Origin of the sequence: Tellurirhabdus bombi (assembly GCF_021484805.1) — a bacterium.
Classification (GTDB): Bacteria; Bacteroidota; Bacteroidia; order Cytophagales; family Spirosomataceae; genus Tellurirhabdus; species Tellurirhabdus bombi.
Map to the genome: position 1 here is coordinate 1,456,242 of NZ_CP090557.1, position 26,259 is coordinate 1,482,500.

The 26,259-nt window shown below is 45.7% G+C and carries 18 protein-coding genes and 1 riboswitch (1 of these 19 cut by a window edge); of the genes, 15 read left to right on the forward strand and 3 right to left on the reverse strand.

The genetic code is table 11. The features are described from left to right. The first annotated feature begins 7 nt into the window (after window positions 1-7). Window positions 8-1,189 (forward strand): cystathionine gamma-synthase, encoded by a 1,182-nt coding sequence (locus tag L0Y31_RS06190; RefSeq protein ID WP_255773028.1) that lies wholly within the window; start codon window positions 8-10, stop codon window positions 1,187-1,189. 69 nt (window positions 1,190-1,258) lie between these two features. On the opposite strand, the gene L0Y31_RS06195 is transcribed toward L0Y31_RS06190, so the two are convergent. After that, a complete protein-coding gene (locus tag L0Y31_RS06195; RefSeq protein WP_234737135.1) occupies window positions 1,259-3,652 on the reverse strand; it encodes a TonB-dependent receptor in 2,394 nt (797 codons plus the stop codon). A 107-nt stretch (window positions 3,653-3,759) separates the two neighbouring features. After that, window positions 3,760-3,855, reverse strand: a riboswitch (TPP riboswitch). Window positions 3,856-3,990: 135 nt separating this feature from the next. Between L0Y31_RS06195 and L0Y31_RS06200 the strand changes: the two genes are divergently transcribed. The 7 genes from L0Y31_RS06200 to L0Y31_RS06230 all read left to right on the forward strand — a co-directional run bounded on the left by L0Y31_RS06200 (window position 3,991) and on the right by L0Y31_RS06230 (window position 11,778). After that, a complete protein-coding gene (locus L0Y31_RS06200) occupies window positions 3,991-4,929 on the forward strand; it encodes a ring-cleaving dioxygenase (protein ID WP_234736260.1) in 939 nt (312 codons plus the stop codon). A 57-nt stretch (window positions 4,930-4,986) separates the two neighbouring features. Further along, complete coding sequence (locus L0Y31_RS06205; protein ID WP_234736261.1) at window positions 4,987-5,646, forward strand: alpha/beta hydrolase; 660 nt, start codon at window positions 4,987-4,989, stop codon at window positions 5,644-5,646. A 22-nt stretch (window positions 5,647-5,668) separates the two neighbouring features. Continuing rightward, a complete protein-coding gene (locus L0Y31_RS06210; RefSeq protein ID WP_234736262.1) occupies window positions 5,669-5,965 on the forward strand; it encodes a hypothetical protein in 297 nt (98 codons plus the stop codon). Between the two features lie 94 nt (window positions 5,966-6,059). Further along, window positions 6,060-6,530 (forward strand): guanyl-specific ribonuclease, encoded by a 471-nt coding sequence (locus L0Y31_RS06215; protein WP_234736263.1) that lies wholly within the window; start codon window positions 6,060-6,062, stop codon window positions 6,528-6,530. Between the two features lie 10 nt (window positions 6,531-6,540). Then, on the forward strand, window positions 6,541-6,978 hold the full coding sequence (locus L0Y31_RS06220; protein WP_234736264.1) for a barstar family protein: 438 nt from the start codon (window positions 6,541-6,543) through the stop codon (window positions 6,976-6,978). 93 nt (window positions 6,979-7,071) lie between these two features. Beyond that, window positions 7,072-10,422 (forward strand): transcription-repair coupling factor, encoded by a 3,351-nt coding sequence (gene mfd / locus L0Y31_RS06225; protein ID WP_234736265.1) that lies wholly within the window; start codon window positions 7,072-7,074, stop codon window positions 10,420-10,422. A 90-nt stretch (window positions 10,423-10,512) separates the two neighbouring features. Continuing rightward, the gene (locus L0Y31_RS06230) at window positions 10,513-11,778 is read left to right on the forward strand and encodes an SUMF1/EgtB/PvdO family nonheme iron enzyme (protein WP_234736266.1); all 1,266 of its coding nucleotides are present in this window, start codon (window positions 10,513-10,515) and stop codon (window positions 11,776-11,778) included. 33 nt (window positions 11,779-11,811) lie between these two features. Here the strand turns inward: L0Y31_RS06230 and L0Y31_RS06235 are convergent, their stop codons facing one another. After that, on the reverse strand, window positions 11,812-12,519 hold the full coding sequence (locus L0Y31_RS06235) for a ComF family protein (protein ID WP_234736267.1): 708 nt from the start codon (window positions 12,517-12,519) through the stop codon (window positions 11,812-11,814). A gap of 161 nt (window positions 12,520-12,680) precedes the next feature. On the opposite strand from L0Y31_RS06235, the gene L0Y31_RS06240 reads away from it, so the two are divergent. The 6 genes from L0Y31_RS06240 (at window position 12,681) to L0Y31_RS06265 (ending at window position 23,514) form a co-directional block, all read left to right on the forward strand. After that, the gene (locus tag L0Y31_RS06240) at window positions 12,681-13,031 is read left to right on the forward strand and encodes a hypothetical protein (protein WP_234736268.1); all 351 of its coding nucleotides are present in this window, start codon (window positions 12,681-12,683) and stop codon (window positions 13,029-13,031) included. Between the two features lie 53 nt (window positions 13,032-13,084). Next, a complete protein-coding gene (locus L0Y31_RS06245; protein WP_234736269.1) occupies window positions 13,085-16,552 on the forward strand; it encodes a DUF4175 family protein in 3,468 nt (1,155 codons plus the stop codon). Between the two features lie 180 nt (window positions 16,553-16,732). Continuing rightward, window positions 16,733-18,595: a tRNA uridine-5-carboxymethylaminomethyl(34) synthesis enzyme MnmG gene (gene mnmG / locus L0Y31_RS06250; RefSeq protein WP_234736270.1), complete on the forward strand. Its 1,863-nt coding sequence runs from the start codon at window positions 16,733-16,735 to the stop codon at window positions 18,593-18,595. A 1-nt stretch (window position 18,596) separates the two neighbouring features. Next, window positions 18,597-19,487 carry a class I SAM-dependent methyltransferase gene (locus L0Y31_RS06255; RefSeq protein WP_234736271.1) on the forward strand — a complete coding sequence of 297 codons (891 nt, stop codon included), beginning with the start codon at window positions 18,597-18,599 and terminating at the stop codon, window positions 19,485-19,487. A 55-nt stretch (window positions 19,488-19,542) separates the two neighbouring features. Continuing rightward, on the forward strand, window positions 19,543-21,144 hold the full coding sequence (locus L0Y31_RS06260; protein WP_234736272.1) for an Ig-like domain-containing domain: 1,602 nt from the start codon (window positions 19,543-19,545) through the stop codon (window positions 21,142-21,144). A gap of 570 nt (window positions 21,145-21,714) precedes the next feature. Further along, window positions 21,715-23,514, forward strand: coding sequence for a tetratricopeptide repeat protein (locus L0Y31_RS06265; protein ID WP_234736273.1), 1,800 nt, complete (start codon window positions 21,715-21,717; stop codon window positions 23,512-23,514). Between the two features lie 76 nt (window positions 23,515-23,590). On the opposite strand, the gene thrC is transcribed toward L0Y31_RS06265, so the two are convergent. Continuing rightward, window positions 23,591-24,898, reverse strand: coding sequence for a threonine synthase (gene thrC, locus L0Y31_RS06270; RefSeq protein ID WP_234736274.1), 1,308 nt, complete (start codon window positions 24,896-24,898; stop codon window positions 23,591-23,593). 182 nt (window positions 24,899-25,080) lie between these two features. On the opposite strand from thrC, the gene pruA reads away from it, so the two are divergent. After that, window positions 25,081-26,259, forward strand: partial view of an L-glutamate gamma-semialdehyde dehydrogenase gene (gene pruA / locus L0Y31_RS06275; RefSeq protein WP_234736275.1) — the 5' portion only. The gene runs 450 nt beyond the window's last position; only the first 1,179 of its 1,629 coding nucleotides appear in the window; its start codon is at window positions 25,081-25,083; the stop codon falls past the right edge of the window.

Genomic DNA, 26,259 nt, shown 5'->3' on the forward strand with positions numbered 1-26,259 from the left:
TGTAAGAATCAAGTTTAGACACGTAAAATCCAACAGCACAAATACCATGAAATTCGGAACAAAAGCCATCCACGCCGGGGTACATCCGGACCCAACGACGGGCGCTATTATGACGCCAATATACCAGACTTCTACCTACGTTCAGGAGTCGCCGGGCAAGCACAAAGGGTATGAATATGCCCGCACCCAAAACCCCACCCGTGACGCCCTGCAAGCGAATCTGGCCGCCCTCGAAAACGGTCGGTTTGGCATTTGCTACGCTTCCGGTCTGGGTGCGACCGATGCCATCCTGAAGCTGTTTAAACCCGGGGATGAAATCATTGCCAGCAGTGATCTCTACGGTGGAACCTACCGGATTATGGTTCGCGTGTTTCAGGAATTTGGACTGAAATTCAAGTTTGTTAGCCTGGACGATCCGGCAGCGTTGGAAGCAGCCATTACGGCAAATACCAAAATGGTCTGGATCGAAACGCCGACCAACCCACTCCTGCGCCTTGTTGATATCACGGCTATTGCAGCCATCACGCAGCAGAAGCAGATTATGCTGGTTGTCGACAATACGTTTGCCTCGCCCTACTTGCAAAACCCACTGGATCTGGGCGCTGACGTGGTGTTGCATTCCGTAACCAAATACCTCGGCGGCCACTCCGATACGGTAATGGGAGCCATTATCACCAATGACGAAGATACGGCTAAACGATTGACGTTTATTCAGAATGCCTGCGGGGCGGTACCGGGTCCGCAGGATTGTTTTCTGGTTCTCCGGGGCGTCAAAACCCTGCACATCCGGATGCAGCGCCACTGCGAAAATGCCCTGAAAGTGGCCCGTTTTCTAGCCGATCACCCTAAAGTGAGCCAGGTCAACTATCCAGGATTGGAAACCCACCCGCAGCACGAGTTAGCCAAACGCCAGATGCGCGACTTCGGGGGGATGGTTTCCTTTGAATTACTCGGCGACTCGCTGCCCGAAGCCATAAAAGTGATGGAGAACTTCAACGTCTTTTCGCTAGGCGAATCGCTGGGCGGCGTTGAATCGCTCTGCACGCACCCGGCTTCCATGACGCACGCCAGCATTCCGAAAGAAGATCGCGAAAAAAATGGCCTGAAAGACACGCTGATTCGCCTGAGCGTTGGCATCGAAGACGTTGACGACTTGATTGAAGACTTGCGGCAGGCCATCGAAGCCTAGATTAATGCACAAAAAAGCGCTCTGGAACTCAACCTATGAATTCCAGAGCGCTTTTTATTCTTTATCATTTTAGAATTTTATTCGGATTCCTGCCAGGAAATTCGCGGTTGCCTGCGGGTAATAGACGTTTTCCGTCGTTCGCTGGCTCTCCGAAATAAAACTGTAGGTATAGCCATTGGACTCATAAAGCTCACCGAAAACGTTGTTTACTAACAACGTGAACGCCACTTCATTCATGAATTTGGGCTTTAGCGTGTAAATAATCCGAATGTCGTTTACGAAGTAAGGATCTATTGTCCGATTTTCATTCGAGGTATTATCCAGGTATTGCTTGCCTACAAATTTTGACAGAAAGCCCAATTCAAGACCTTTCACAGGCGTGTAAAGCAGTTGTGAACCCACAATGACGTTGGGGGAGAAGCTGATATCCGTTTTGCTGAAGTTCGTCACCTGCTGCTCACCCGTATCGTAGTTATCAACGTACTCGGTGAAATTCATAATCTTGTTCTGACTCAGAGTCGTATTGACCAGCCAGCGGAGATTTTTAACCAGTAAAGCACCCGCTTCCAACTCGATTCCCAAGCGGTAGCTATTAGGCACGTTCACGCGGTTTTGCGCACCAACGTCGTTGATTTGGCCTGTTAATACCAGTTGGTTCCGGTATTTCATGTAGTATAAATTGGCGTTGAAGGCCAGTTTCTGCGTTTGCAAGCGGTAACCAGCTTCCCAATCGTGCAGTGTTTCAGCTTTAGGACGACTATTTGCCGACGATTGCGTGTAATCGTCCCGATTCGGCTCCCGGTTACCAACGCCGTAGGAAGCGTAAACTGAGCTTTGGTCGTTCAAGGTATAGGTCAGTCCCGCTTTCGGGTTAAAAAACGAGAGCGAAGCATCTTGCTGCACATCGCGAATTTGGCCATTTAGCCCCACTGCTCGACCCAAGAATGAGTAACCAACAGTACGAATCTGTAAATCAACGTAAGCGTTGAACTTGGGCGTAAACTGATAAAAAGCTTTTCCGTAGAGGTTGAAATCCGTTTTAGCCGCGTCGTTATCGTAGTAGCGATCCCGAATGTTGCTCGTACTGGCAAAACGCGACCAGATAATCTCCCCAAAGTGCTTGCCTTCGTACCGGTTCCAGCCGCCGCCAATGTTTGCCGTTAGCTTGCCGAAACTGTTATAATCCAGCGAGAAAACACCGCCGTAAAAGTCATTGTCCAGCCAGCGCCGCCGGATTAAATCCGTTGTGTTGATCACCGAATCGCCAATAACAATAGGCTTCAGATTATAGGTTTCAAAATCTTCGCCTTCCCGGAATTGCTCGTAATAACCCCGCCCTTTGGTGTAATGCAGGGACGCATTTAATCGCCAGTTCCGACTTAGTTCGTGCGAAGAAATAAGTTGGTAGTGGTCCTGCTGGTAGTTATCAACCTCATTTTCGTAGGTATACGCGTTATAAGTGCGGTTCGTTTTCAATAGCTTCTCTGGTACGCCATCCCATGCCTGGTAGGTTCGTTCGGCACCCGAAAACACATTGAGCCGGACAAAGCTCTTTTTACCGTACCAGCCTCCCGACACGTAAAACGATTTTAGGTTGGAAGAAGCGCGATCAATATACCCGTCTGAAACGATTCGGGACAGCCGCGCATCAACCACAAAATGATTATTGAGCAAACCTGAACCCGCCTTTACGGTCGTTTTCAGCGTGTTGAATGAACCCGCCGACGCGTCTACTTCGCCGTAGGCATCTTTTTCAAAGCTGTTGGTCTGCACGTTGACCGACGCTCCAAAAGCGCCCGCACCGTTGGTTGATGTACCGACGCCCCGCTGAATCTGGATGCTGCTGACCGACGAAGCAATATCGGGCATGTTAACCCAGAAAGTCCCTTGCGACTCCGCATCATTATACGGAATACCATTTACGGTTACGTTCACCCGCGTGGCATCGGAGCCACGAATCCGGAAACCTGTGTAGCCAACGCCTGCACCCGCATCCGACGTGGTTACCAGCGAGGGCGTAAAGTTGAGCAGAAGTGGTATATCCTGTCCCAGGTTTTGTTTTTCCAGTTCCTTTCGCGTTACGTTCGTGTAAGCGACGCCTGATTTCTGGTCTACCCGCGTGGCACTTACAATTACTTCGTCAACGACAATTACACTTTTTTGCAGTTCAAACGATTCGGTTTCGTTCCTGTTTACGGTAACTTCTTTTACCACTGGTTCAAATCCTAATAGCGAAACCCGAATGCGATACGTCCCAGCCTGGAGATTGGTAAGGCGATAGGAGCCCCGGGTATCAGCCGATGTGCCTTTGTACGTTCCTTCAATCAGCACGGCAGTGCCGGGCAAAACGCCTCCTTCGGCATCTTTTATGGTGCCTGATAGCGTAAACTGTGCCCAGGCGGGCAGATACAACAAGCCCGTTAGAGCCGTCATGCATAAACGATAAACAGAATGCCGTTTCATCGTAACTTTTTTCATGATTATGAAAAGAGACGCATAGGCAAAGGGGCCAAACCTACCGTTTGGTTGAATAAGGTATATTGAGTTGAATACGCCGATTCACAAGTGTCTGTGAATCAGACTTCTTCCCTTCGCCAGCATTACCCGGATCAGGTTCAATGGGTATAATCTCAGCCCGTTGTTATAAGGCACCCCTTAGAAGATTAGATGGACAAAGGTAAGCTGAATAAAGATCTTTTGAACGCTATGAACTATTTTTTTTCAAATAATGTATAAACATTAAATGTAATTACATTTAATTTGTAGTAAACATTTTCACCCTTTAAACTATTCACAATACTATGGAAACGCTCATCACTGGTCTTCATCATATTACGGCTCTTGCCGGTACCGCTCAACGCAACGTCGACTTCTATACCGGGGTCCTTGGCTTACGGTTGGTGAAGAAAACAATCAATTTCGACGCGCCGGATGTCTATCACCTGTACTACGGGGATGCAACTGGTTCGCCGGGAACAATCATGACGTTTTTCCCATACGAAGGTATTCACCGGGGTCGTAAAGGAGTTGGCCAGTTGACATATACCGCTTTTTCGATTCCGTCGGCGTCGCTTAGCTTCTGGATGGATCGGCTGAATCACGCCAGCATTCCGTACGCTGGGCCATACAAACGCTTTGACGAGACCTATTTACGTTTCGAAGATTTTGACGGCATGGGTGTCGAACTGGTGGCCAATGATGCGGATGATCGTAAAGGCTATGACAACGGTAAAATTCCCGCTGAATTTGCGGTTCGCGGTTTCCATACGGCTACGCTTAACGAATCGCGGGTTGACCAGACCATTAAGTTATTAACCGAAAGCATGAATCATACCCTTGTTGCCGAAGAAGCTGGGCGCTTCCGGTTCCAATCGGGTAAAGGAGGTTCGGGCAGTTATGTAGACGTGCAGCATTCACCGAATGACGTTCGTGGCTTGCAGGGTGGGGGTTCTGTTCACCACATTGCTTTTGCTACCGAAAGCGATGCGACTCAGCTGGCTATTCACGAAAAACTGTTAACGGCGGGCTATAATCCAACTCCGGTTCAGGACCGGAATTATTTCCATAGTATTTATTACCGCGAGCCAGGTGGTATCTTGTTCGAAGTGGCTACCAATCCTCCGGGATTTGCAATTGACGAACCGGTAGAATCACTGGGAACTACGCTAAAATTGCCTGAATGGTATGAACCCCGTCGGGCAAAAATTGAAGCGGCATTACCCATCATTGAAGTAAAGTAAGGATAATCTCAGGCGAATCAGAACACAATACCTGATTCGCCTGAAAACAACACGACTATGATTCACGACCCTAACAATATTCTAACCGCCGGGAAGCCCCTCGAGAAAGCGACCAAAGTCATGATTATGGTACACGGTCGGGGTGGATCGGCACGAGACATTCTTTCGCTTTCCCGCGCCATCAATGATGATAGCTTTGCCTTTATTGCGCCGCAGGCAGCCAATAATAGCTGGTATCCTTATTCATTCATGCAACCTATGGAAGCGAATGAACCGCATCTTTCCTCTGCGCTGATGACGCTAGCGGGCGTGCGAGCCAGGTTACAATCGGACTATAACTTTAAAACCCATCAGATTTATTGGCTGGGCTTTTCGCAGGGGGCCTGTCTGGCTTTGGAATTTACGGCTCGTAATCCATTACCGTATGGCGGCATTTTCGGGTTAAGCGGCGGTTTGATTGGCCCTGCTGGAACACCAAGGCTTTATGATGGTGAATTTGACGGAACACCCGTTTTTCTAGGTTGTAGTGATGTAGATTCACATGTTCCTAAAGAACGTGTTATTGAGTCAGAAGGCGTCTTCCGGGCTATGGGCGCAGAAGTAACCATGAAATTGTATGAAAATTTTTCGCACTCGATCAACGAAGACGAGCTAAAAATTGTTAATAGTTTAATAGCCGATACACCGACTCCTGGTTTGTCTATCGGTCAACAGTGACACCCAAACAAACCTACCGCTTATGAGTCACTACATGGTAGAATTTGAACTTCCTCAGGAGATGACGGAAGAATTTATGTCAAAGGTTCCGGCCCAGCGCCTGAAAATAAATGAGTTGATGGAGCAGGGAAAGATTCTTTCCTACGCATTGGCTATGGATCGGCAAAAACTCTGGTGCATTGTTGATGGACCAACGGAGTATGACGTAATAGCTACTATTGCCGAGTTTCCACTCATCAATTTTATGCAACCAACGATTTCAGAGCTGATGTTCAATAACGTGGTTTCTTTTCGGATGCCCATGTTTTCCTTGAATTAATCGAGTGTCTTTGATGCCTTGCCCGTTCCTAGCAGAGCGGGCTTTTTTTGTGACTGACAGCTACTTAACTTTGGCCGTTTGATAACATGTATTTATGCAAAATTACTTACATCGCTTCCTGACGGTTTTATGGCTGATGTTGCTTGGCTTTTCCACGCTGGGTTGCCAGTCACTGCAAACCGATACGCATTACAGTCAGTCGGCAAACAAGACGCAGCGTCAAAGTCAGGAACGGCACCAAAAAGCGTCCCGTACTAAACGTACCCCTGAAAAGTATGCGCCGCAGCGGGAAAGCGCCATACCCCAGAAGGTATATACTATTTTAGAGTATGTTCAATCGAAGGGCCGTTCACCGGAAGGCTACGTTGGTGGCCGCCGATTTGGGAATTACGAGGGCCATTTACCGCGCCAGGATTTATCCGGGCAGGTTATAAAGTACCAGGAATGGGATGTAAACCCAAAGAAAAAAGGCAAAAACCGGGGCGCAGAACGACTCGTCACGGGTTCGGACCGCCGGGCGTGGTATACGCGCGATCATTACAACTCATTTGTTGAAGTAAAATAACGACACGCCAATGGCAAATTTTGTATTCATCCGTTCCAAAGCCGATCTTGATCGCTACACAGGTTTTCGAATTGCACACCTGGATGGCGCGAAGATTCCAACCTTAAAGGCATTTTACGAAGCGATTGCGCAGGTTCTGGAGTTTCCGGATTATTTTGGCTATAACCTCGACTCCCTCGACGAACTGCTCAACGATTTCGACTGGTTGGAAGACGATAAAATTGTCCTTTATGTATCAAATACCGACCAGTTTCTGATTCAGGAAAAAAATAAAGACAAGAAATCGGATTTACTGAACATCCTGGACGCAACTGCTGAAGACTGGAAGTGGGTCGATGATGAGGAAGAAGAGACATCACCGATGGAACTGGTTATAGCTTTTGATCAAAGTGAAAAATTCCAGCAATTCCTGCAAGAAGAAGGCTATTCTTACGAAATCGTTTCTTAGTGTCTGTTGCAACAAAAAGCGAACAGGCCGTGTTAAGCCGTTAACCGCCGCATGGATTCTAAGTCCCTGCGGCTTTTAGTGTTATTAAATTGAATGAAAGTAGCCGATCTATTATCTCTTTACAAAGAAGACAGCCTTATTCAGCTAATTGCCGGTCAAATTGGGCAAAAAAGCAGCGACCCAAACCGGGTACAGCTGAAAGGCATTTCAGGTAGCTTGGATGCAGTATTGGCGGCATCTGTTCAGCAGCTACAACCAGGCACAAACGTTTATATTTTATCGGATAAAGAAGAGGCTTCCTATTTTTTCAACGACTTGCAAAACCTCCTGGGCGAAGAAGTGCTGTTCTTTCCCATGTCGTACAAAAAACCGTATCAATACGAAGAAGTTGAAAATGCCAACGTATTGATGCGCGCCGAAGTACTGAATAAGCTAAACGCTACGTCCAAAAACGGGGTGCTGGTGGTAACCTACCCCGAAGCCTTGTCGGAAAAGGTAATCAACAAAAAAACGCTTCGGGCCAATACATTGACGGTTCGGATTGGAGACAAGCTGGATGCTACGTTCATTAATGAACTCCTCAATAGTTACGATTTTGAAAAAACCGATTTCGTTTACGAAGCAGGGCAGTTTTCCATTCGCGGGGGTATTATCGACGTTTTTTCTTTCGCCAGCGAGTTTCCATTTCGGATTGAGCTCTTCGATGACGAGGTAGAAAGCATCCGGACATTTAGTCCTGAATCGCAGCTCTCAATGGATCCGGTGGAGAGCATCAACATTATCCCCAACATTGAAAATAAACTTATCCACGAATCCCGCGAGCCTTTCCTTGACTTCTTACCTGATGATGCAACACTCTGGATCAAGGATGTTGAACTAACGCTGGAACTCATCGAAAAAGGTTTTGAAGAGGCAACACAGAGCCTGGCCAAAATTGTCAGTGCTAGTGGCGGCATCAAGGTAGTATCGGATCCCGATAGTTTGTTTGAAACCCGCCGTGGGTTTTTGAACGCCGTCAAAGGCTTCCGCACGGTTGAGTTTGGACGCCGTTTTTACTTTAAAACGGAAGGTAAATTAACTTATTCGTCCAAAGTTCAGCCGTCGTTTAATAAGGATTTCAAGCGATTGGTAGACAATCTGGCTGAAAACCAATCGAAAGGGTATACTAACATCATCGTTGCTGAGTCGTACAAGCAGCAGGAGCGTCTACGGACGATCTTTGAGGAGATGGATCATTTCGTCAAATTTCAGCCCTTATCGATCTCGCTCAAAGAAGGCTTCATTGATGAGCAGCTTAAGCTGGTTTGTTATACGGATCACCAGATTTTTGATCGATACTACAAATACCGCGTTCGCGATAAATTTTCCAAGTCCAAGGCGCTTACCCTGCGTGAACTAAAAACCCTGAAACCAGGTGATTATGTTACGCACGTTGACCACGGGATTGGCCGCTTCGCCGGCATGGAAAAAGTGGACGTTGGCGGCAAGGAACAGGAAGCAATCCGCCTGATTTACCGCGACAACGACGTTTTGCTGGTTAGCATTCACTCACTGCACAAAATTGCCAAATACAGCGGCAAGGAAGGTGGGCCGCCGACCATGAGCAAATTAGGCTCTCAGGAATGGGAGATCAAGAAATCGCGGGTTAAGAAGCAGGTCAAGGACATTGCGAAGGAATTGATTTCGCTGTATGCCAAGCGGCGCAACGCACCGGGATACGCCTACTCCCGGGATAGTTTTTTGCAAGCCGAGCTGGAATCCTCATTCCTTTACGAAGATACACCCGACCAGGCCAAAGCAACCAACGACGTGAAAGACGACATGGAGCAGTCGCACCCAATGGACCGGCTGGTCTGCGGTGACGTTGGTTTCGGGAAAACAGAAGTGGCCATTCGGGCCGCGTTTAAGGCGGCTTGTGACAACAAGCAGGTAGCGGTGCTGGTGCCAACTACTATTCTGGCCATGCAGCATTACAATACCTTCCGGGAACGTCTGGCTAATTTTCCGGTAAAAGTAGAATACATCAACCGATTCCGGAGTTCAACGCAAATTAAAGAAACACTTAAACGCGTCGCAGCTGGCGAAACGCAAATTCTGATTGGCACCCACCGCATTGTTAACAAAGACGTTAAGTTTAAAGATTTGGGCTTGCTGGTCATTGATGAAGAGCAGAAATTTGGGGTTAAAGTAAAAGATCGCCTGAAGGAAATGCGCGTGGAGGTTGATGTGCTGACGCTTACGGCCACACCCATTCCGCGCACGCTGCATTTTTCGCTCATGGGCGCCCGCGATTTGTCGGTCATTGCAACACCTCCGCCGAATCGCCAGCCGGTTACGACCGAAATTCACCAGTTCAACGAAGCCGTGATTCGCGATGCGATCAGCTACGAAGTTCGCCGGGGTGGGCAAGTCTTTTTTGTGCATAACCGCGTTAACGATGTGGAATCCATCGCCAATCTGATCATGCGTCTGGTTCCCGATGCCAAAGCGGGCGTCGCACATGGGCAGATGGAAGGGGACAAGCTAGAGCGGGTAATGACGAAATTTATCGAAGGGGATTATGACGTGCTGGTCTCGACGAATATCATCGAATCGGGGCTGGATATTCCTAACGCCAATACCATTTTGATTAACCAGGCCCATATGTTTGGCCTTTCGGACCTTCACCAGATGCGTGGTCGGGTAGGGCGTTCTAACCGGAAGGCCTTTTGTTATTTGCTAACTCCCGCCCTTTCCCTGCTCACTTCCGACGCGCGCAAGCGCTTGCAAACGCTGGAAGATTTCTCGGAATTGGGTGAGGGATTCAAAATTGCCATGCGCGATTTGGACATTCGCGGGGCAGGTAATTTACTCGGTGCTGAACAAAGTGGCTTTATAACCGATTTAGGGTATGAAATGTACCATAAAATTCTGGATGAAGCGGTTCAGGAATTGAAAGAAACGGAGTTTAAGGATCTTTTCGCCCCTTCTGAAGATTTGTTCAAAGCGTTGTTGCCGGATACGGTTATTGAGACGGATCTGGAAGTAATCATTCCGGAAAGATACGTATCCAATATTTCTGAACGTCTGGCGTTGTATTCAAGGTTGGATAACCTTCAGACCCAGCAGGAATTAGCGGAATTCCGTACTTCGCTTATTGACCGGTTCGGTCCGTTGCCAGAAGCGGTGGAAAATGTCATTAAGTTAGTGACTGTCCGCTGGAAAGCAGAGCGTTTACAGCTTGAAAAATTGACCCTTAAGAATAATATCCTGAAGGGTACCTTCGTTTCAGAAGGGAATGATGATTTCTTTAAGTCGGGGCAGTTTGGCAAGGTGATCGAATACATTCAGAAAAACTCGAAAAACTGCTCGTTGAAAGAAATACGAGGAAAGCTGGTTTTCAATCAATCAGACGTATTTTCGGTAGATCAAATGGACGATATTTTGGGCCAGATGCTTGTCTGACATTGGCAAACAAAAGCCGAAGGGGCGCAGGTGTTCGGATGTTTGCAGACAAAGTAATATTTTTGAATTCTATTTAGTTACATAAACACAATGAATCGAAAGCAACCGTTACGTTCTATTGCCGTTTTATTGGCCTTCACCGTAGCGTTCGCTGCGTGTAAGAGTAAACACCCAACGAGCGTTAAGCCGGGTAAAGAAAGTACGGCCACGGGCATCGCTTATAACCAGAAAGATGGTTTTCAGGTCGCGAAATACAAAGGACAATCGGCAGGTCCAAACCTTGTATTCGTTGAAGGTGGCCGGTTCACGATGGGAGCCCTGGAAGAAGATGTGATGAACTCGCGCGATAACCGCGAGCGGACGGTAAGTATTCAATCGTTCTATATGGACGAAACTGAAATTGCCAACCTTCACTACCTGGAGTATCTGAACGCGATTCAGAAAGATTCATCGGAAGAAGTTTATACGCGGGCTTTACCAGATACAAACGTATGGACGCATCCACTTTCGTATAACGACCCTTACGTGACGCAGTATCTGCGTTTCCCTGGCTTCCGTTATTATCCGGTAGTTGGTGTATCGTGGGTTCAGGCAAACGATTATTCGATCTGGCGGACGAATGCTGTAAACGCAAACCTGGCCGGAAAGTCTAATTCGTCGAAGAAAGGTTTTTCACTGAAACGGAAGAAAAAAGGCGAAGTTGATGGTGCAGAACAAGCTCCTGCGGAACAGGAAGTTAAAAACTCTCAATCAAACTACGCTCTGGAAAGCGGTACAATTTTACCAAACTACCGTCTGCCATCTGAAGCAGAATGGGAATATGCGGCCAAAGCATTGATCGGTACTCAGTATTTGGATGAAAATCAATCCAATCAGCGTATTTATCCATGGGACGGTTCATCGGTACGGAATGCACAACGCGGCCGGAAGCAAGGACAAATGCTGGCAAACTTCAAACGCGGTCGTGGTGACTACGCTGGTATCGCCGGAAAATCAAACGATGGTGCCATTATCACCCAGGAAATTTACGAATATCCGCCAAACGACTTCGGTCTTTACAACATGGCTGGTAACGTTAACGAGTGGGTATATGACGTTTATCGTCCACTATCGTATCAAGATGTGAACGATTTGAACCCGCTGCGTCGGAATGGTTATTTGGACGAAGAAAAAAATTACGACAGCAAGAACAGCAACTCACTGATCAACGATAAAGTTCGTGTTTATAAAGGTGGTTCTTGGTCTGATGTATCGTATTGGTTGTCGCCAGGTACACGCCGTTTCATGGATCAGGATTCAGCTACTGCTACCATTGGTTTCCGTTGCGCCATGATTGCTGGAGGGCGGAACAAGTAATAAAATATAATTTAGGGACTAGCGGCCACTCGATTATCGGGTGGCCGCTATTGTTATAATCCCAATCGATTGTGCTCCGGCAGCTAGTAAAGCTGTAGCGCAGGCTTCTAAAGTTGCACCCGTGGTTAAGACGTCGTCAACGAGCAGGATTCGTTTGTTTTGAACGCGAGCTTTATCTTTCACACTAAATACTTGGCTTACGTTTTCCCAGCGGGATATTCGGTTCATTCCGGTCTGGCTAAGCGTGTACCGATTTCGTATCAGCGTATTATAACTCCAGGAGATACCAAGCATCTCTGATAGTCCTTTAGCAAACCAGTCGCTTTGATTGTAGCCTCTTTGCCGAAGACGGGTTGGGTGGAGAGGAACCCCAATAATCAGGTCAATGTCATGCTGTAGCATTCGCGCTTCGCGCAATTGATGACCGTACCAGTTGCCCATTAACAGGCCGACTTCTTTCTCGCCCCGGTATTTTAAGGCGTGTATAAGTTGCTGCACCTTGCCTTTTTTGGTGAAAAATAAGAACGAATAAACGAATTGAATAGGCACTTTGCCCGCGAAAAGAGTCAACTTCGAATTTATAGCTTGTCGATGTTCACCTGTCTCGGGCAAACTTAATCGGCAGTTGGTGCAGACTAGTGGTTCACCAGCCTGCAAGCCATCTTTGCACAGCAGACATAGTTGCGGGAAAAGCAGGTCGAGAAAATGTTGCCATACTCTTCTGATTGGGCTAAGCGTCATGATTATAGGCTTTTTTTGTGTATATTTAATTAGACGAATCTCCCCAGTACAAGTAATTGATACCTAGACAGTAATAGGTGCTATTTTTTAGCCAGATGTCGTAACATTACCGCTGGTAGATTGTCATTATATCAAGCAGTTTTTCGTTAGTAATTAATAGTATGAATGATATTGAAATTGACCAGGAGTGGGAAGATGTGCTGGATTTTTTACAGCAATCGATTGGAAAGCGCCCTGCTGATTTAAATAGTGTTTTGTTTTTGATTGGCGTTCAGGAGCTAGGGCGAGGAGCGATGTTTTTTACCAAAGAACAAAAGCAGGACCTAATGCATATCGCAATTTGCAAAGTATTGAGTCTTTCTGGCTACTATGAGTTAGAAGGAATTGACCAGGATGGCTGGCCCCACTGGAAATTAACCGAGAAGCTTCCTCACGTCGATTTATTAACTCAGGAGAAACTTTTGAAAATTCATGTTGTCAATTATTTCAAAGAGCTAGCGGGCGTCTCATAGCGCTTCGTTTTCTAATCGTGGTTTGATTTGGCAGTTGTTAACCCTATCCCTGTATGCAGACCAATAATTCAATCCAGACGCTTTTATCGCGCGTTGAAGAATACAAGAAAAAATACTACCTGAATCAACTGGCTAAGGGAGCGATTTTCTTTTTGGCGTTTACTCTTTGTATTTACTTATTTACCAATACAGCTGAATATTTTGGTCGCTTCGGTTCTCCCGTGCGTGGGGCGCTGTTTTTTGGTTCATTGGCTATTCTGGCGGCTGGCTTGTATTACTGGATCATCAATCCGCTGATTCACTTATATGGCCTGAAGCGGCAGCTTTCTGATGAAGAAGCGGCCCAGCAGATCGGGCAGTATTTTCCAGAGGTAGGGGATAAGTTACTAAACACGCTCCAACTCAGCGCGATTACTCAACAGCAAACCGATTTGTTGCAGGCTAGCCTAAGCCAACGCTCCAACCAGCTCTTGATTGTACGCTTTGCGGATGCCATTCACATTGAGAAAAACCGGCGTTTTCTCAAATTTGTTGTGATCCCAGCTGCTGTCATTGGCATGATTTTGATGTTTTATCCAACCCTATTGACTAGCTCGTCCAAGCGCATTGTGCAGTATGATGAGGAGTTTGCGGAGGAAGCGCCATTTCAGTTTGCCATTCAGAACAAGACGTTACAGGCATTTCGCAATGAGGATTTCACTTTAGATTTAAAGCTTTCCGGGAATTCTTTACCCGAGAACGTTTATCTTGTTTCCAATAAAACGCGATTTAAACTTAGTGAAACAGGTAAGGGTCAATATGCATACACCTTTGATAATGTGCAGCGAGACGTTCCTTTTTACTTTGAAGCATCTGGTTATAAGTCAGCTGGTTATAAGCTAAATATAATTGAACGCCCCGGACTGCTGTCTTTTGACGTGAGCTTGGTCTATCCTGCTTATTTGAATAAACCATCCGAGCAACTCTCCAACGTAGGGAACCTACTTGTTCCAGAAGGAACGACGGTTACCTGGCGATTTGCTGCTTCTAACACAGATTCTATTCGCATAAAATTCAGCGACGAAGCGAGTAATCGCTTTGCTGATAAGCAGTCTTCTGACGAATTTGAAGTAAGTCGGATGGTAAAGCGCTCTTCGCTTTATTCTGTTTTTCTGAAAAATAAAGTGGCCGGAAATCGGGATAATATCCAGTATAGTGTGAATGTAGTGCCTGATAAGTTCCCTCAAGTTTCGCTCGAGAACTTCCGTGATACGACCTTTTTCAACTATGTCATGCTGGGTGGTACCATTACAGATGACTATGGCTTTTCAAACTTAAAGGTACAGTACAAGGTAATTCGCGCCGGCCAGCCTGCGCCGGAGCGTTTTCAGGCACGGGCCGTTCCGTTCAACAAATCAGCGGCTACCCAGAATTTTTACTACCAGTGGAATCTGGATACCCTCAAGATGCAGCCTGGCGACCGTCTGGAATACTTTGTTCAAGTTTGGGATAACGATGCAGTTAACGGATTTAAGAGCGGACGATCCACTTTTGCGCAGTTTGCCGTCCCTGACAAGGATAAACTAGAGCAGGATGCGAATAAATCTGCAGAGCAAACAGAAAAGCAGATGGATAAAACGCTGGCAAAAACACAGCAATTAAAGCGTGATTTGAATGCGTTAGAAAACCGTCTACAAACGAAAAAGAACCTCGATTTTCAAGATAAAAAGCAAGCAGAAGACCTGATTAAAAAGCGGGAAGAGATTATGCAGGAGCTTAAGCAACTGCAAGAACAGAACCGCATTAATAACGAAAAGCAACAGCGGTTCAATAACCAGAATCCAGAAATGATGCAGAAGTTTGAGCAATTGCAAAAACTGATGAATGAATTAATGGATCCTGAAACGCAAAAGCTTTATGACGAACTGAAGAAAATGCTTGAGCAAAAGCAGGATGATCGCATGATCGATATGCTGGACAAGCTAAAGAACAAAGAGAAGAACCTGGAAAAAGAACTTGAGCGCGCCTTAGAACTTTTCAAGCAATTGCAGCTGGAACAAAAGATGGAAAACGCCATCAAGGATTTGGATCAGCAGGCGGAAAAGCAGGAGAAATTGGCCGAGAAGACTGAGAAACAAACCAAGGGTAACGAAAACAAAAATAACAAAGACGATAAATCAGCTAAGGACAATAAAGAAAACAAAGACAATAAGAACAATCAGGATAATAAAAACAATCAGGACAAAAAGGACGGTCAGGAAGATAAAAGTAATCAGGATAAAAAGGAGAGCAAGACGAATGAAGAGCTGAAAAAGCAGCAGGATGAACTGAAAAAGCAGTTCGAAAAGACGAAAGAAGAACTGAAGAACCTGGAGAAAATGGCTGAAGAGATGAAAGATAATCAGAAGCCTGATACGCATGAAGAGCTCCAGCAGGACATCAGTAACCAGCAGGAGCAAAGCCAGCAGGAGCTCGAAAAAGAGCAGAATGATAAAGCGTCAAAAGCGCAGAAAAAAGCGGCTCAGCAAATGCGTAAGCTAAGTGAACAATTGCAGCAGCAAATGCAATCGTCGGAAGAGGAAGAAATGTCGGAAAACATGGATGACCTCCGCGATATTCTGGAAAACTTACTAACGCTTTCCCACGACCAAGAACGCGTAATGAAGGATTTTAGAGGCGTTTCTTTGCAAGACCCACGCTTTATTAAGCTGGCACAAGAGCAACTCAAACTGCAAGATGATGCAAAAATTATTGAAGACAGTCTTTACGCTTTAGCTAAACGGGTTCTGCAAATTCAATCTTTTGTTACCAGAGAGCTAAATAGCATGAAGTCTTATATGGATGAAAGTGCTAAATACATTAAGGAGCGTCGGTTGAATACTGCAACGAGTAAGCAACAATTTGCCATGACTTCCATCAATAATTTGGCTCTGATGCTCAGTGATGTATTTAAGCAGATGCAACAGCAAATGAGCCAGGCTTCACAGTCAGGCACGGGTAAAGGCAAAAGCAAGAAGAAAGGCTCGGGAAATAAGCCAAGCATGAGCAAAATGCAGCAAGAGATGAATGAACGCATGAAGCAAATGACGCAAGGCGGAAAAGGAGGACGAGGCTTATCCGAGGAGCTTTCGCGCTTGGCCGCTGAGCAGGCCATGATTCGTAAGATGCTAAAGGAAATTCAGGATGCCCAGAAAGGAACCGAGATGGGCAAAAAGATGAATGGTGAACTCCAGGAGTTAATGGAAAAAATGGACGAAACGGAAACTGATCTTGTTAATAAACGAGTGAATCAGAAGACACTAAATCGGCAGCAAGATGTTTTAACCCGTCTCTTGGAATCTGAAAAAGCCATGAAGGAGCAGGAAGAAGACATGCAGCGGAAATCAGAAACGGCCAAACCAGTTTTCCGTAAACCTCCTCCGCAGTTCGAAAATTTAGTTAAAGATCGCCAGCGGCAGGTTGAACTTCTGCGTTCTGTCCCGCCTAGTTTGACGCCGTTTTACAAACGAGAGGTTGATTCATATCTGAAAAAGTTACGGTAACGAAAGGGGCTTACGCCCCTTTTTTTATATGAATCATTTCCTGAAATCGTTTGTTATTCACACACTTCAATCCTTTTTTATGTACTACTTTTGCGTCTGTTTTTGGTAAAAGTTTTACAATCGTGAAAAGTTTCCACGTGGAACGTTTTACAAAAATTAACAAATCGAATCGCGTTTATCATGTTTGAACAATATGATGTAATTGTAGTAGGAGCCGGACATGCTGGTTGCGAAGCGGCTACGGCCGCAGCCAATATGGGGTCATCGGTACTACTGATTACAATGAATATGCAGACCATTGCCCAGATGTCATGTAATCCAGCTATGGGTGGTGTAGCCAAAGGACAAATCGTGCGGGAGATTGATGCTCTTGGTGGGCAGTCCGGAATTATTAGTGATAAATCAATGATTCAGTTCCGGATGCTTAATCGTTCCAAAGGACCAGCTATGTGGAGTCCAAGGTGCCAAAGTGACCGAATGCTATTTGCAGCCGAATGGCGCCAGACTCTGGAACAAACAGCTAATGTGGACATATGGCAGGATAGCGCAACTGAAGTGCTGGTTAAAGAAGGACGAGTACTAGGCGTAAAGACAAGCATGGGCCTTGAAATTCGGTCTAAAGCTGTGGTTTTAACGAATGGTACCTTCCTGAACGGTAGAATTTTCATTGGTGAAAAAATATTTGGAGGTGGGCGTACAGCGGAAAAAGCCGCCACTGGTCTAACGGAGCAACTCATTTCGTTAGGCTTTGAATCAGGTCGCATGAAAACAGGAACGCCGCCGCGCGTCGATGGCCGGAGCCTGAACTATGCTAAGATGGAAGAGCAGTTGGGAGATGAGCAGCCGAGTAAGTTTTCTTACCTGGATACCGCACCCCTTCAAAAACAACGAAGCTGCTGGATCACGTATACGAACGAAGAAGTGCACGAAATTCTACGCACTGGCTTCGAAAAATCGCCCATGTTTACAGGCCGTATCAAAGGCTTAGGCCCGCGCTATTGCCCGTCTGTCGAAGATAAAATCAACCGTTTTGCGGATAAAGATCGCCACCAGATTTTTGTGGAGCCAGAAGGATGGGATACGGTAGAGGTCTATGTCAATGGCTTTTCAACTTCGTTGCCTGAAGACGTTCAATTCAAAGCGCTCAGAAAAATACAGGGCTTTGAAAATGCAAAAATGTTTCGTCCTGGCTATGCAGTTGAATACGACTTTTTCCCCCCCACGCAGCTAAAGTCCACGCTGGAAACTCACCTGGTAGGCGGGTTGTTTTTTGCGGGTCAAATCAACGGAACTACGGGTTACGAAGAAGCAGCCTGCCAAGGCTTAATGGCTGGAATCAATGCGCATAACGTTACGCATGAGTTACCAGAATTTACCTTGAAGCGTTCTGAAGCGTATATTGGCGTTTTGATTGATGACCTTATCACCAAAGGCACTGAAGAACCGTACAGGATGTTTACCTCACGAGCGGAATACCGCACGCTGCTTCGGCAGGACAACGCTGATCTTCGGCTAACAGAAAAGGGCTACGGAATTGGACTGGCAAGCCAGGAACGTTATGATCGAATGGTAGAAAAGAAAGCCCAAATAACATCTATCCTTGGTGAGATAAAGCAGATGCGGGTTTTACCGGAAGAGGTTAATGGCTTGCTTGAATCCTTTGGAAAAGCACCGCTGCGTGAAAAAACATCCGTGTATAATTTGTTGAAACGCCCGGAAATTAGCTTTGATGAATTACCCCTGGTTAGTAAATCCGTAGCTGATTACTTGCAAAATTTCGACAAGGAAGCCGTTGAGGAAGCAATCATTTCGGTGAAGTATGAGAGCTATGTGGAGAAAGAACAGCTAAATGTGGAAAAGATGGAGAAGCTGGAAAACCTGTCCATTCATCCAGAATTTGACTATAATCGACTGGCTGCCCTTTCACACGAAGGGCGGGAAAAACTGAAAAGAATGCGTCCCCAAACAATTGGACAAGCTTCCCGAATCAGTGGAGTTAGCCCTTCCGATATTTCCATTCTGATGGTATACTTAGGCCGATAACATGACCCTTGAACGCGTAACAACTTGCCCGGTTTGTGGCTCAACTAATTTTTCTGATTGGACTGCCTGTCAAGATAACCTGGTTTCTGGAGAAACTTTCACGATTCAGCAGTGTAATGAATGCAAGTTCAAACTGACGAATCCTCGTCCAGACGCAGCTTCCATTGGTCGTTATTACGAATCTGATCAGTACATTTCACACAGTGATACCAAGGAAGGATTACTGAGCCGTCTGTATCATTCCGTGCGCAAGATAACCTTGCAGCAGAAAGTAGATCTTATCAACAGTCTCCAGCCCAACAAAGGCAGACTGCTCGATATCGGTTGTGGTTCGGGCTATTTTGTGGCGGCCAGTCAGAAGGCAGGCTGGGAGATCGCTGGCATGGAGCCGGATACCAACGCACGGGCGCAGGCTACGCAGCGAACAGGAAAAAAAATCGCTTCTTCTATTGATGAATTAGCAGCCGAAAAACCATTTGACGTGATTACTCTTTGGCACGTTTTGGAGCACGTTCATGACTTGCCAACAACGATGAGTTGGCTACGCGACCACAGCAAAAAAGGAAGCAACCTGGTTATCGCAGTTCCAAATTACCTTTCCTGGGATTCAAAACAATACAACCAGCAATGGGCAGCTTATGACGTTCCTCGCCATCTTTATCATTTTGCTCCCGATACCCTGAAGAAGTTACTTTCCAAATATGGCTTTCAGGTAAATGAACAGCGGCCTATGCTCTTCGATGCCTTTTACGTCAACCTCCTTAGTACAAAATACCGGGACGGAAAATCAGCTTATTTTGAAAGTTTTTGGAATGGGATACGTTCTAACTGGGATGCTTATCAAAATGGCGGTAATTATTCGAGCCTGATTTATGTCGCTCAGGTGAAATAATCTATCAATTACTAACGCCCTGGATAGTCATTATTCAGGGCTTTTTTATGTATCGATGAAATCGACTCTCTACGTCCTAAGTATACTCCTTATTTTATTAAACGCCTGTTCGCAAGTTGTTCCACCCATTGGCGGAAAGAAAGACACGCTGGCGCCCGTTCTGTTGAAAAGTACACCTGTCAACAAACAGAAAAATTTTACGGGTCAAACCATTGAACTCTTCTTTAACGAAGAAATCAAGTTGGACAATCCCAATCAAAAAATTCTGATTACGCCCCAACCCGAAGAAACGTTCAAAGCAAAGGCACGTCCCACAAGTCTGCGACTTACTTTTAGTAAGCCTTTTCAAGAAAATACTACCTACACTTTTAACTTCACTGATGCAGTTAAGGACGTAAACGAGAGTAATCCTGCCGTAAATCTGAAGATCGTTTTTAGTACCGGTAACTTAATTGATTCCTTAAGAGTGGGAGGCAAAGTAACCGATTTACAAACAGGGCAGCCCGTGCTGAATACGCTGGTCGGATTGTATACTCCCTCTGATACACTGACCCCCGTCAAAATAAAACCTTACTATTTTACGCGCACAGATACAGCCGGTAACTTTGCCATCGAGAACATCCGCTCGGGCACTTACAAAGTGTATGCCTTCGACGATAAAAATCTTAATCTGTTGTTGAATGCCGGAGTCGAACGTGTCGCTTTTGTTCAGGATACAATTACGGTCAACCAGAACATCGATACGCTAAAGCTGGCTTTGTTTACTTATTATAATACGCCTCCCCGTGTCGTTCGAACTGAGCAGCGTTCCAGTACCTACACCCTGATTTTTGATCGGGGTTTAAAGACCGTCTCAACCCGTTTTGAGAATGTAAAAGATAGCATCCCTTCCTTTTTGCGTACTCCTAGCGAGTTAACCTTTTTTAATACGCAGACCTCTACCGATACAATCCGTGTGCAAATTGCCGCCGCCGATTCGTTAAACAACACCGTTGACCTGAAGCAAAATATTCGTTTTCGTCAGGCCACTCGCCGGGAAGCCTCCACTCCTCTGGAAATAACATCCCGCCCAGCTAACAATGAAGATGTGGATCGTGATATGAATATTAGCTTGAGATTTTCCAAGCCGGTCTTGGCTATCAATCAGGATTCGCTCCGACTTTTTAGCGATAGTGCTAATCGAGAAACTTTAACAGAGGAGAACTTCCGGTGGTTGCCAGACCGTACAGAACTAACCATTACCAAGCGAATTTCAGCCAGGCGGGAAGTCCGACTGCTTTTGGGGAAGGGCGCTTTCATGAGTGTCTTGGACGATTCTTCAGCTGCCGTGCGTTATATCCATCCCCTCCGAAATGTGGAAAACTACGGTACCTTAGGGGGCAAGATTATTACAAAGGCCACTAGCTTTATAATTGAATTACTCGATGAAAACTATAAGGTAATCGACCAGCAATTCAACAAAATCAACTACCGCTTCACCAATGTTAAGCCGGGCAAATACCGCCTTCGTGTCATCATAGATACGAATGAAAATGGTAAATGGGACAGCGGCAGCCTACCCGAAAACAAACTTCCCGAAGCCATTTTTCATCATCCCCTGATAGTGCCTGTCAAACTGAATTTCGACGTAGAAGGCATTGACATCAACGCTCAGTAATCACACTCTTACTGCTTTTTCTTAGTTATCAACATTCTTCGTTTTCCATCCTTATAACTACAGGTTGAAAACTCAGTTTTGCTGAGTGTGCTCAGCCTGTAATTTCCTGTCCTGAAAAAAGGTCAATGTAAAATAAAAAAAGCACAAGTTTTGTGTGGATAACCTGGTGGAAAAGTGAAAGTAGGCTGTGGATAACTTGTTGAATTCTGACAAACTCAATGTGGATATCTTTCGTAGAAATGTGGATTTCACTTTTCCACATGCGGATATGTGGGTAAACAAAAGGTTATCCACAAATTATGAGCAAAGAAATCCACATGTGGAAAAGTGGATAGGCTTCTATGTGGAAAAGTGGATAAAATACGTTACTTATCAACAATGCTTTGTGGAAAAGTGGATATATAACTGACAGACAGCACGTTGAATGTGGGTAACTAAATTAATAATGTGGAAAACTTCAAAAAGCTATCCACATTTGCTATTGATGAATGTTTATAAACTAGTTTTTCCACATATCCACATTGCATAACCTAGAAATAGTTTATCTTAGAATATAAAAAAACAATAAATATGAAGAGGCTATTACTGCTGTTAATAAGTTTGACTTGGGTTTGCTTCTCAGCTTTAGCGCAGGACTCTCAGGAGCTAGCCGATGAGTATTTCAAGAAAGGGGAATATGAAAAGGCACTAGCCGTTTATGGAAAGTTACTTCGGAACGGAAATGCAAAAGATGTGCTAGGCCCATATGTGCAAAGTGCCCTACGCTTGAACAAACCAGATGAAGCCGAAAAAACGGTGAAGCGCCTCTTGAAGTCAGACAGCAAGAATCCCTATGTGCAAATACAGGCGGGTATCCTGGAAGAAAATAAGCACGATTCAGTTAAAGCAGGAGAATACTTTAATAAGGCTATATCGCTGGCTGCTAACTCGGCAGGCTCTCTTGATGAACTAGCACAAGACTTTGCTAATGGTAGTAAACCCGCATGGGCTATAAAAACGCTCAAGAGAGCACGTGAGCTTGGCCGGGATCAGAATCTCTATGCAGGGGATTTGGCGCGCTTATACGGAGCTACAGGCAACAAAGAAGCGATGATTGATGAGGTGCTTCGCTGGGGACTAATGCCAACCAACCGGGAAGCTGCTCAAGCCATGCTTCAGGACAACCTAAAGGAAGCCGATCAAAAGCTGTTAGAATCGGTCTTATATCGGAAAGTACAGGAGCATCCCAGCGAAATGTTTTTTACGGAAATGCTAGTTTGGTACTTAACCCAAAAGAAGGAATTTTATAAAGCCTTTATTCAGGAAAGAGCGCTTGACAAACGCTTGAAATTGTCTGGTGTGCGGGTTTATGACTTGGCTGCAGTGGCGATGCAAAATAAGGATTACAAAAATGCGGCGGCCATGTTTGATTACGTAGCCAAAGATTATCCACAAGGCCAGTTGTATCCGTTCGCAAAGCGCGGGGTTATTAAAGCGCGGGAAGAACAAGTGAAAAACACGTACCCTGTGGATAAGTCAGAAATCAGGAAGCTAATTGTGGATTACCGACGGTTACTACAGGAAATGGGACAGAACGCCCGCACGCTTGAAGCCTTGCGCAGTACAGCCAACTTGTATGCCTTTCAACTTGATGAAAAAGATACCGCTCTCACAACACTGGACCAGGCAATAAAAGTGGGTCAGGGAGACAAGAATTTTGTGGATCGTTGCAAGCTGGATATGGGAGATATTTACCTGCTTAAAGGCGAGCCTTGGGAAGCTACCTTGCTCTACTCGCAAGTGGAAAAGTCGCAAAAAGAAGAGCAACTTGGCCACGACGCAAAACTGCGAAATGCCCGTCTCCATTATTTCAAAGGTGAGTTTGCGCTAGCCAAAGAGATTCTGGATATTCTGAAAATGGCTACTTCCCGCGAAATCGCCAACGACGCCAATTCACTGAGTCTGCTTATTATGGATAATACCGGTCTGGATAGTTCGGAAACCGCCATGCAGGAATATGCCGCCGTTGAACTCATGTTATTCCAAAATAAAGTGGACGAGGCGGCAGCGGCACTCAGCAAACTCTATGAAAAATACCGTTCACATAGCATTGCTGACAATATTTTATGGTTGCGTGCCAATACGCTGCTAAAACAAAGCCAGATTGACGAGGCGTTACAAGATCTACAAAAAATCACGGCTGACTATTCAACCGATGTGCTGGGGGACGATGCCCTTTTTCTGACCGCTAAAATCTACGAGGAAAACAAAAAAGACAAAGAAAAAGCCATGGAGCTTTACGCCCAGCTTTTGCAAAAATATCCAGGTAGCATTTTAGGGGCGGAGGCCAGAAAGCATTTTAGGATACTGCGCGGAGATACAATCAATTAACAAAAAAAGTCCGGCTTATTTCGAGCCGGACTTTTCAACATTTGGTGTGGGTATGTGGATAAGTTTTGTGGATAACTTATACCGTAGCGGGCATCAAATATTCTTTTAGAGCGTCAAAGTGAGCCGGAATTTGGATGCTGTGCTTTTCCCGGTTCATCAGGCTAGCCAAAGCCGCCGGAATCTCCACATTAGTCTCTAAAATGTCGTCTACCAAATCCTTAAATTTAGCCGGGTGAGCTGTGGATAAAAGTATTCCACATTTATCTGAGTTAGCCTGTTGATAACTCTGCCATCCCAGGTAACCAATGGCAGTATGTGGGCACATGATGTATCCATACTGCTGATAAACTTCCTGCATAGCTGCTTTGGTCTGCTCATCATCGAACCAATAACCAGATACTTTCTCTTTTAAACTGTCGTAATTATCGCCAAAAAGGTGAGTTAGGCGAACAAAATTGCTAGGGTTACCCACATCCATCGCATTCGAGATCGTTTCAATGGAAGCGTGAGGTTCATAGTTGCCCGATTGTAGATAAGTGGGCACAACCCGGTTTTTATTAGTAGCCGCCACGAAGTGATTGACGGGCAAGCCCATGCGTTGCGCTAGGACACCAGCACTTAAATTGCCGAAATTTCCACTAGGTGTGGAAAACACAACAGGTTTTCCACATTTTTTGACTTGACCGTAAGCACGGACATAATAAAAGCCTTGCGGAATCAACCGGAAAATATTGATTGAGTTTGCCGAAGCCAGGTTATACGCTTGGTTCAGTTCTTCATCGGCAAAAGCGGCTTTAACCATCGCCTGACAATCATCAAACGAACCGTCTACTTCAAGCGCCGTGATATTTTGCCCTAGCGTCGTCAACTGTTTTTCCTGTAAATCGCTGACACGGCCACTAGGATACAGAATCGTTACTTTAATACCTGGTACACCCAAGAAGCCCATGGCTACGGCTCCGCCTGTATCGCCGGAAGTAGCAACCAGAATATGCACCTCACGATTAGACTGCTCTAAAAAATAGCCCATCATGGCCGCCATGTAGCGAGCGCCTACATCCTTGAAGGCTTGAGAAGGACCGTGGAAAAGCTCAAGCACGTGCGTTTTTCCACGGTCCAGCGCTACAACCGGCGTATCGAATGGAAAGGCGTGATCAACTAACGCCTTAAGTTTGTCTGCTGAAATCTCAGAACTAAAAAGAAGCTTACTGATTTCGTAAGCAATATCTGCTAAGGAGCCATCGGAAATCTTGTCAAAAAAAGCGGCACCGGGCGTAGGAATAGTTGCAGGCATATATAAACCCCGGTCGGCGGGCATACTGCGGAGCAAAGCTTCTTCCATCGAAACTAGCTTTGATGGGTTTTGTGTACTGTAAAACTTCATAGTAGCCAAAATAAAAATTGGTGCAAGTTACAAAAAGCAGATAGGATAAGGGATAAGTAATGAAGTATTTAACAGGATCAATTACTATTAATCAGCGAACTACGCAAAGAGGGATGAACCTTAATGTAATCGTTCAACGTTAATTTTCTAATTTAGCGATTCGTCAAAAACTAGATCCAATTATGTCAGTAGGTTTTTTCAAGGTACCCTACCCACAAAATGAACCGGTAAAAGAATACCGTCCAGGCTCAGAAGAACGAGCTACATTGAAAGCAGCTTTGGCCGAAGCTACGTCAACAATCAAAGATATTCCCATGTACATCGGTGGGGAAGAAGTGCGGACAGAGGATAAGAGGAATCTCGTTGCTCCCCACAACCACCAGCAAGTTCTGGGCCACTATTATGAAGGTGATGCGCAGCATGTGGAGCAAGCCATCACGGCAGCGCTGAACGCCAAGGATGAATGGGCCGCCTTGTCCTGGGAGCAACGGGCAAGTATCTTTCTGCGGGCTGCCGATTTACTAGCGGGTCCGTATCGGGCTAAAATCAACGCAGCGACCATGTTGGGTCAGTCGAAAAACGCTTACCAGGCTGAGATTGATGCTGCCTGCGAGATGATTGACTTCCTTCGGTTCAATGTACATTTTGCTACTGAAATATACGAACAGCAGCCTCGCTCATCAGCGGGTGTGTGGAACCGCATGGAATACCGTCCATTGGAAGGCTTTATTTTTGCGCTGACTCCCTTCAACTTTACAGCGATTGCCGGAAATCTGCCAACGGCTCCGGCTATGATGGGAAATACCATCGTGTGGAAACCAGCTTTGCAACAAGTATTAGCAGCGCAGGTATTGATGGAAGTTTTCCAAAAAGCGGGCTTACCCGACGGAGTTATCAACCTGATTTACGTAGACGGTCCAGTAGCCGGTGAGGTTATCTTCCAGCATCCCGATTTTGCCGGAATCCACTTTACAGGAAGCACAAAAGTATTCCAGGCTATCTGGAAAACGATAGGAGAAAATATTCACCGGTATAAATCGTATCCGCGAATTGTGGGCGAAACAGGTGGGAAAGACTTCGTATTGGTGCATGAGTCGGCTGATGCCAAAGCCGTAGCTACCGGATTGATTCGGGGTGCCTTCGAATATCAGGGACAAAAATGCTCGGCGGCTTCGCGGGCCTACATTCCATTTACCATGTGGGAAGAGGTGAAGCAGTACATGCTGGACGACTTAGCCAAAATCAAAGTTGGAAGCGTGGAAGACTTCTCTAATTTCGTCAATGCCGTAATTGATGAAAAATCATTTGACAAGATTGCCTCCTATATTGAAAATGCAAAGAACGATCCAGCAGTAGAAGTA

Coding starts and splice junctions, on each gene's coding strand:
- L0Y31_RS06260 (WP_234736272.1), top strand. CDS start 19,543: ATGAAATCGACTCTCTACGTCCTAAGTATACTCCTTATTTTATTAAAC.
- L0Y31_RS06210 (WP_234736262.1), top strand. CDS start 5,669: ATGAGTCACTACATGGTAGAATTTGAACTTCCTCAGGAGATGACGGAA.
- L0Y31_RS06255 (WP_234736271.1), top strand. CDS start 18,597: ATGACCCTTGAACGCGTAACAACTTGCCCGGTTTGTGGCTCAACTAAT.
- L0Y31_RS06195 (WP_234737135.1), bottom strand. CDS start 3,652: ATGAAACGGCATTCTGTTTATCGTTTATGCATGACGGCTCTAACGGGC.
- mfd (WP_234736265.1), top strand. CDS start 7,072: ATGAAAGTAGCCGATCTATTATCTCTTTACAAAGAAGACAGCCTTATT.
- L0Y31_RS06240 (WP_234736268.1), top strand. CDS start 12,681: ATGAATGATATTGAAATTGACCAGGAGTGGGAAGATGTGCTGGATTTT.
- mnmG (WP_234736270.1), top strand. CDS start 16,733: ATGTTTGAACAATATGATGTAATTGTAGTAGGAGCCGGACATGCTGGT.
- L0Y31_RS06200 (WP_234736260.1), top strand. CDS start 3,991: ATGGAAACGCTCATCACTGGTCTTCATCATATTACGGCTCTTGCCGGT.
- L0Y31_RS06235 (WP_234736267.1), bottom strand. CDS start 12,519: ATGACGCTTAGCCCAATCAGAAGAGTATGGCAACATTTTCTCGACCTG.
- thrC (WP_234736274.1), bottom strand. CDS start 24,898: ATGAAGTTTTACAGTACACAAAACCCATCAAAGCTAGTTTCGATGGAA.
- L0Y31_RS06230 (WP_234736266.1), top strand. CDS start 10,513: ATGAATCGAAAGCAACCGTTACGTTCTATTGCCGTTTTATTGGCCTTC.
- L0Y31_RS06220 (WP_234736264.1), top strand. CDS start 6,541: ATGGCAAATTTTGTATTCATCCGTTCCAAAGCCGATCTTGATCGCTAC.
- L0Y31_RS06245 (WP_234736269.1), top strand. CDS start 13,085: ATGCAGACCAATAATTCAATCCAGACGCTTTTATCGCGCGTTGAAGAA.
- L0Y31_RS06215 (WP_234736263.1), top strand. CDS start 6,060: ATGCAAAATTACTTACATCGCTTCCTGACGGTTTTATGGCTGATGTTG.
- L0Y31_RS06205 (WP_234736261.1), top strand. CDS start 4,987: ATGATTCACGACCCTAACAATATTCTAACCGCCGGGAAGCCCCTCGAG.
- L0Y31_RS06265 (WP_234736273.1), top strand. CDS start 21,715: ATGAAGAGGCTATTACTGCTGTTAATAAGTTTGACTTGGGTTTGCTTC.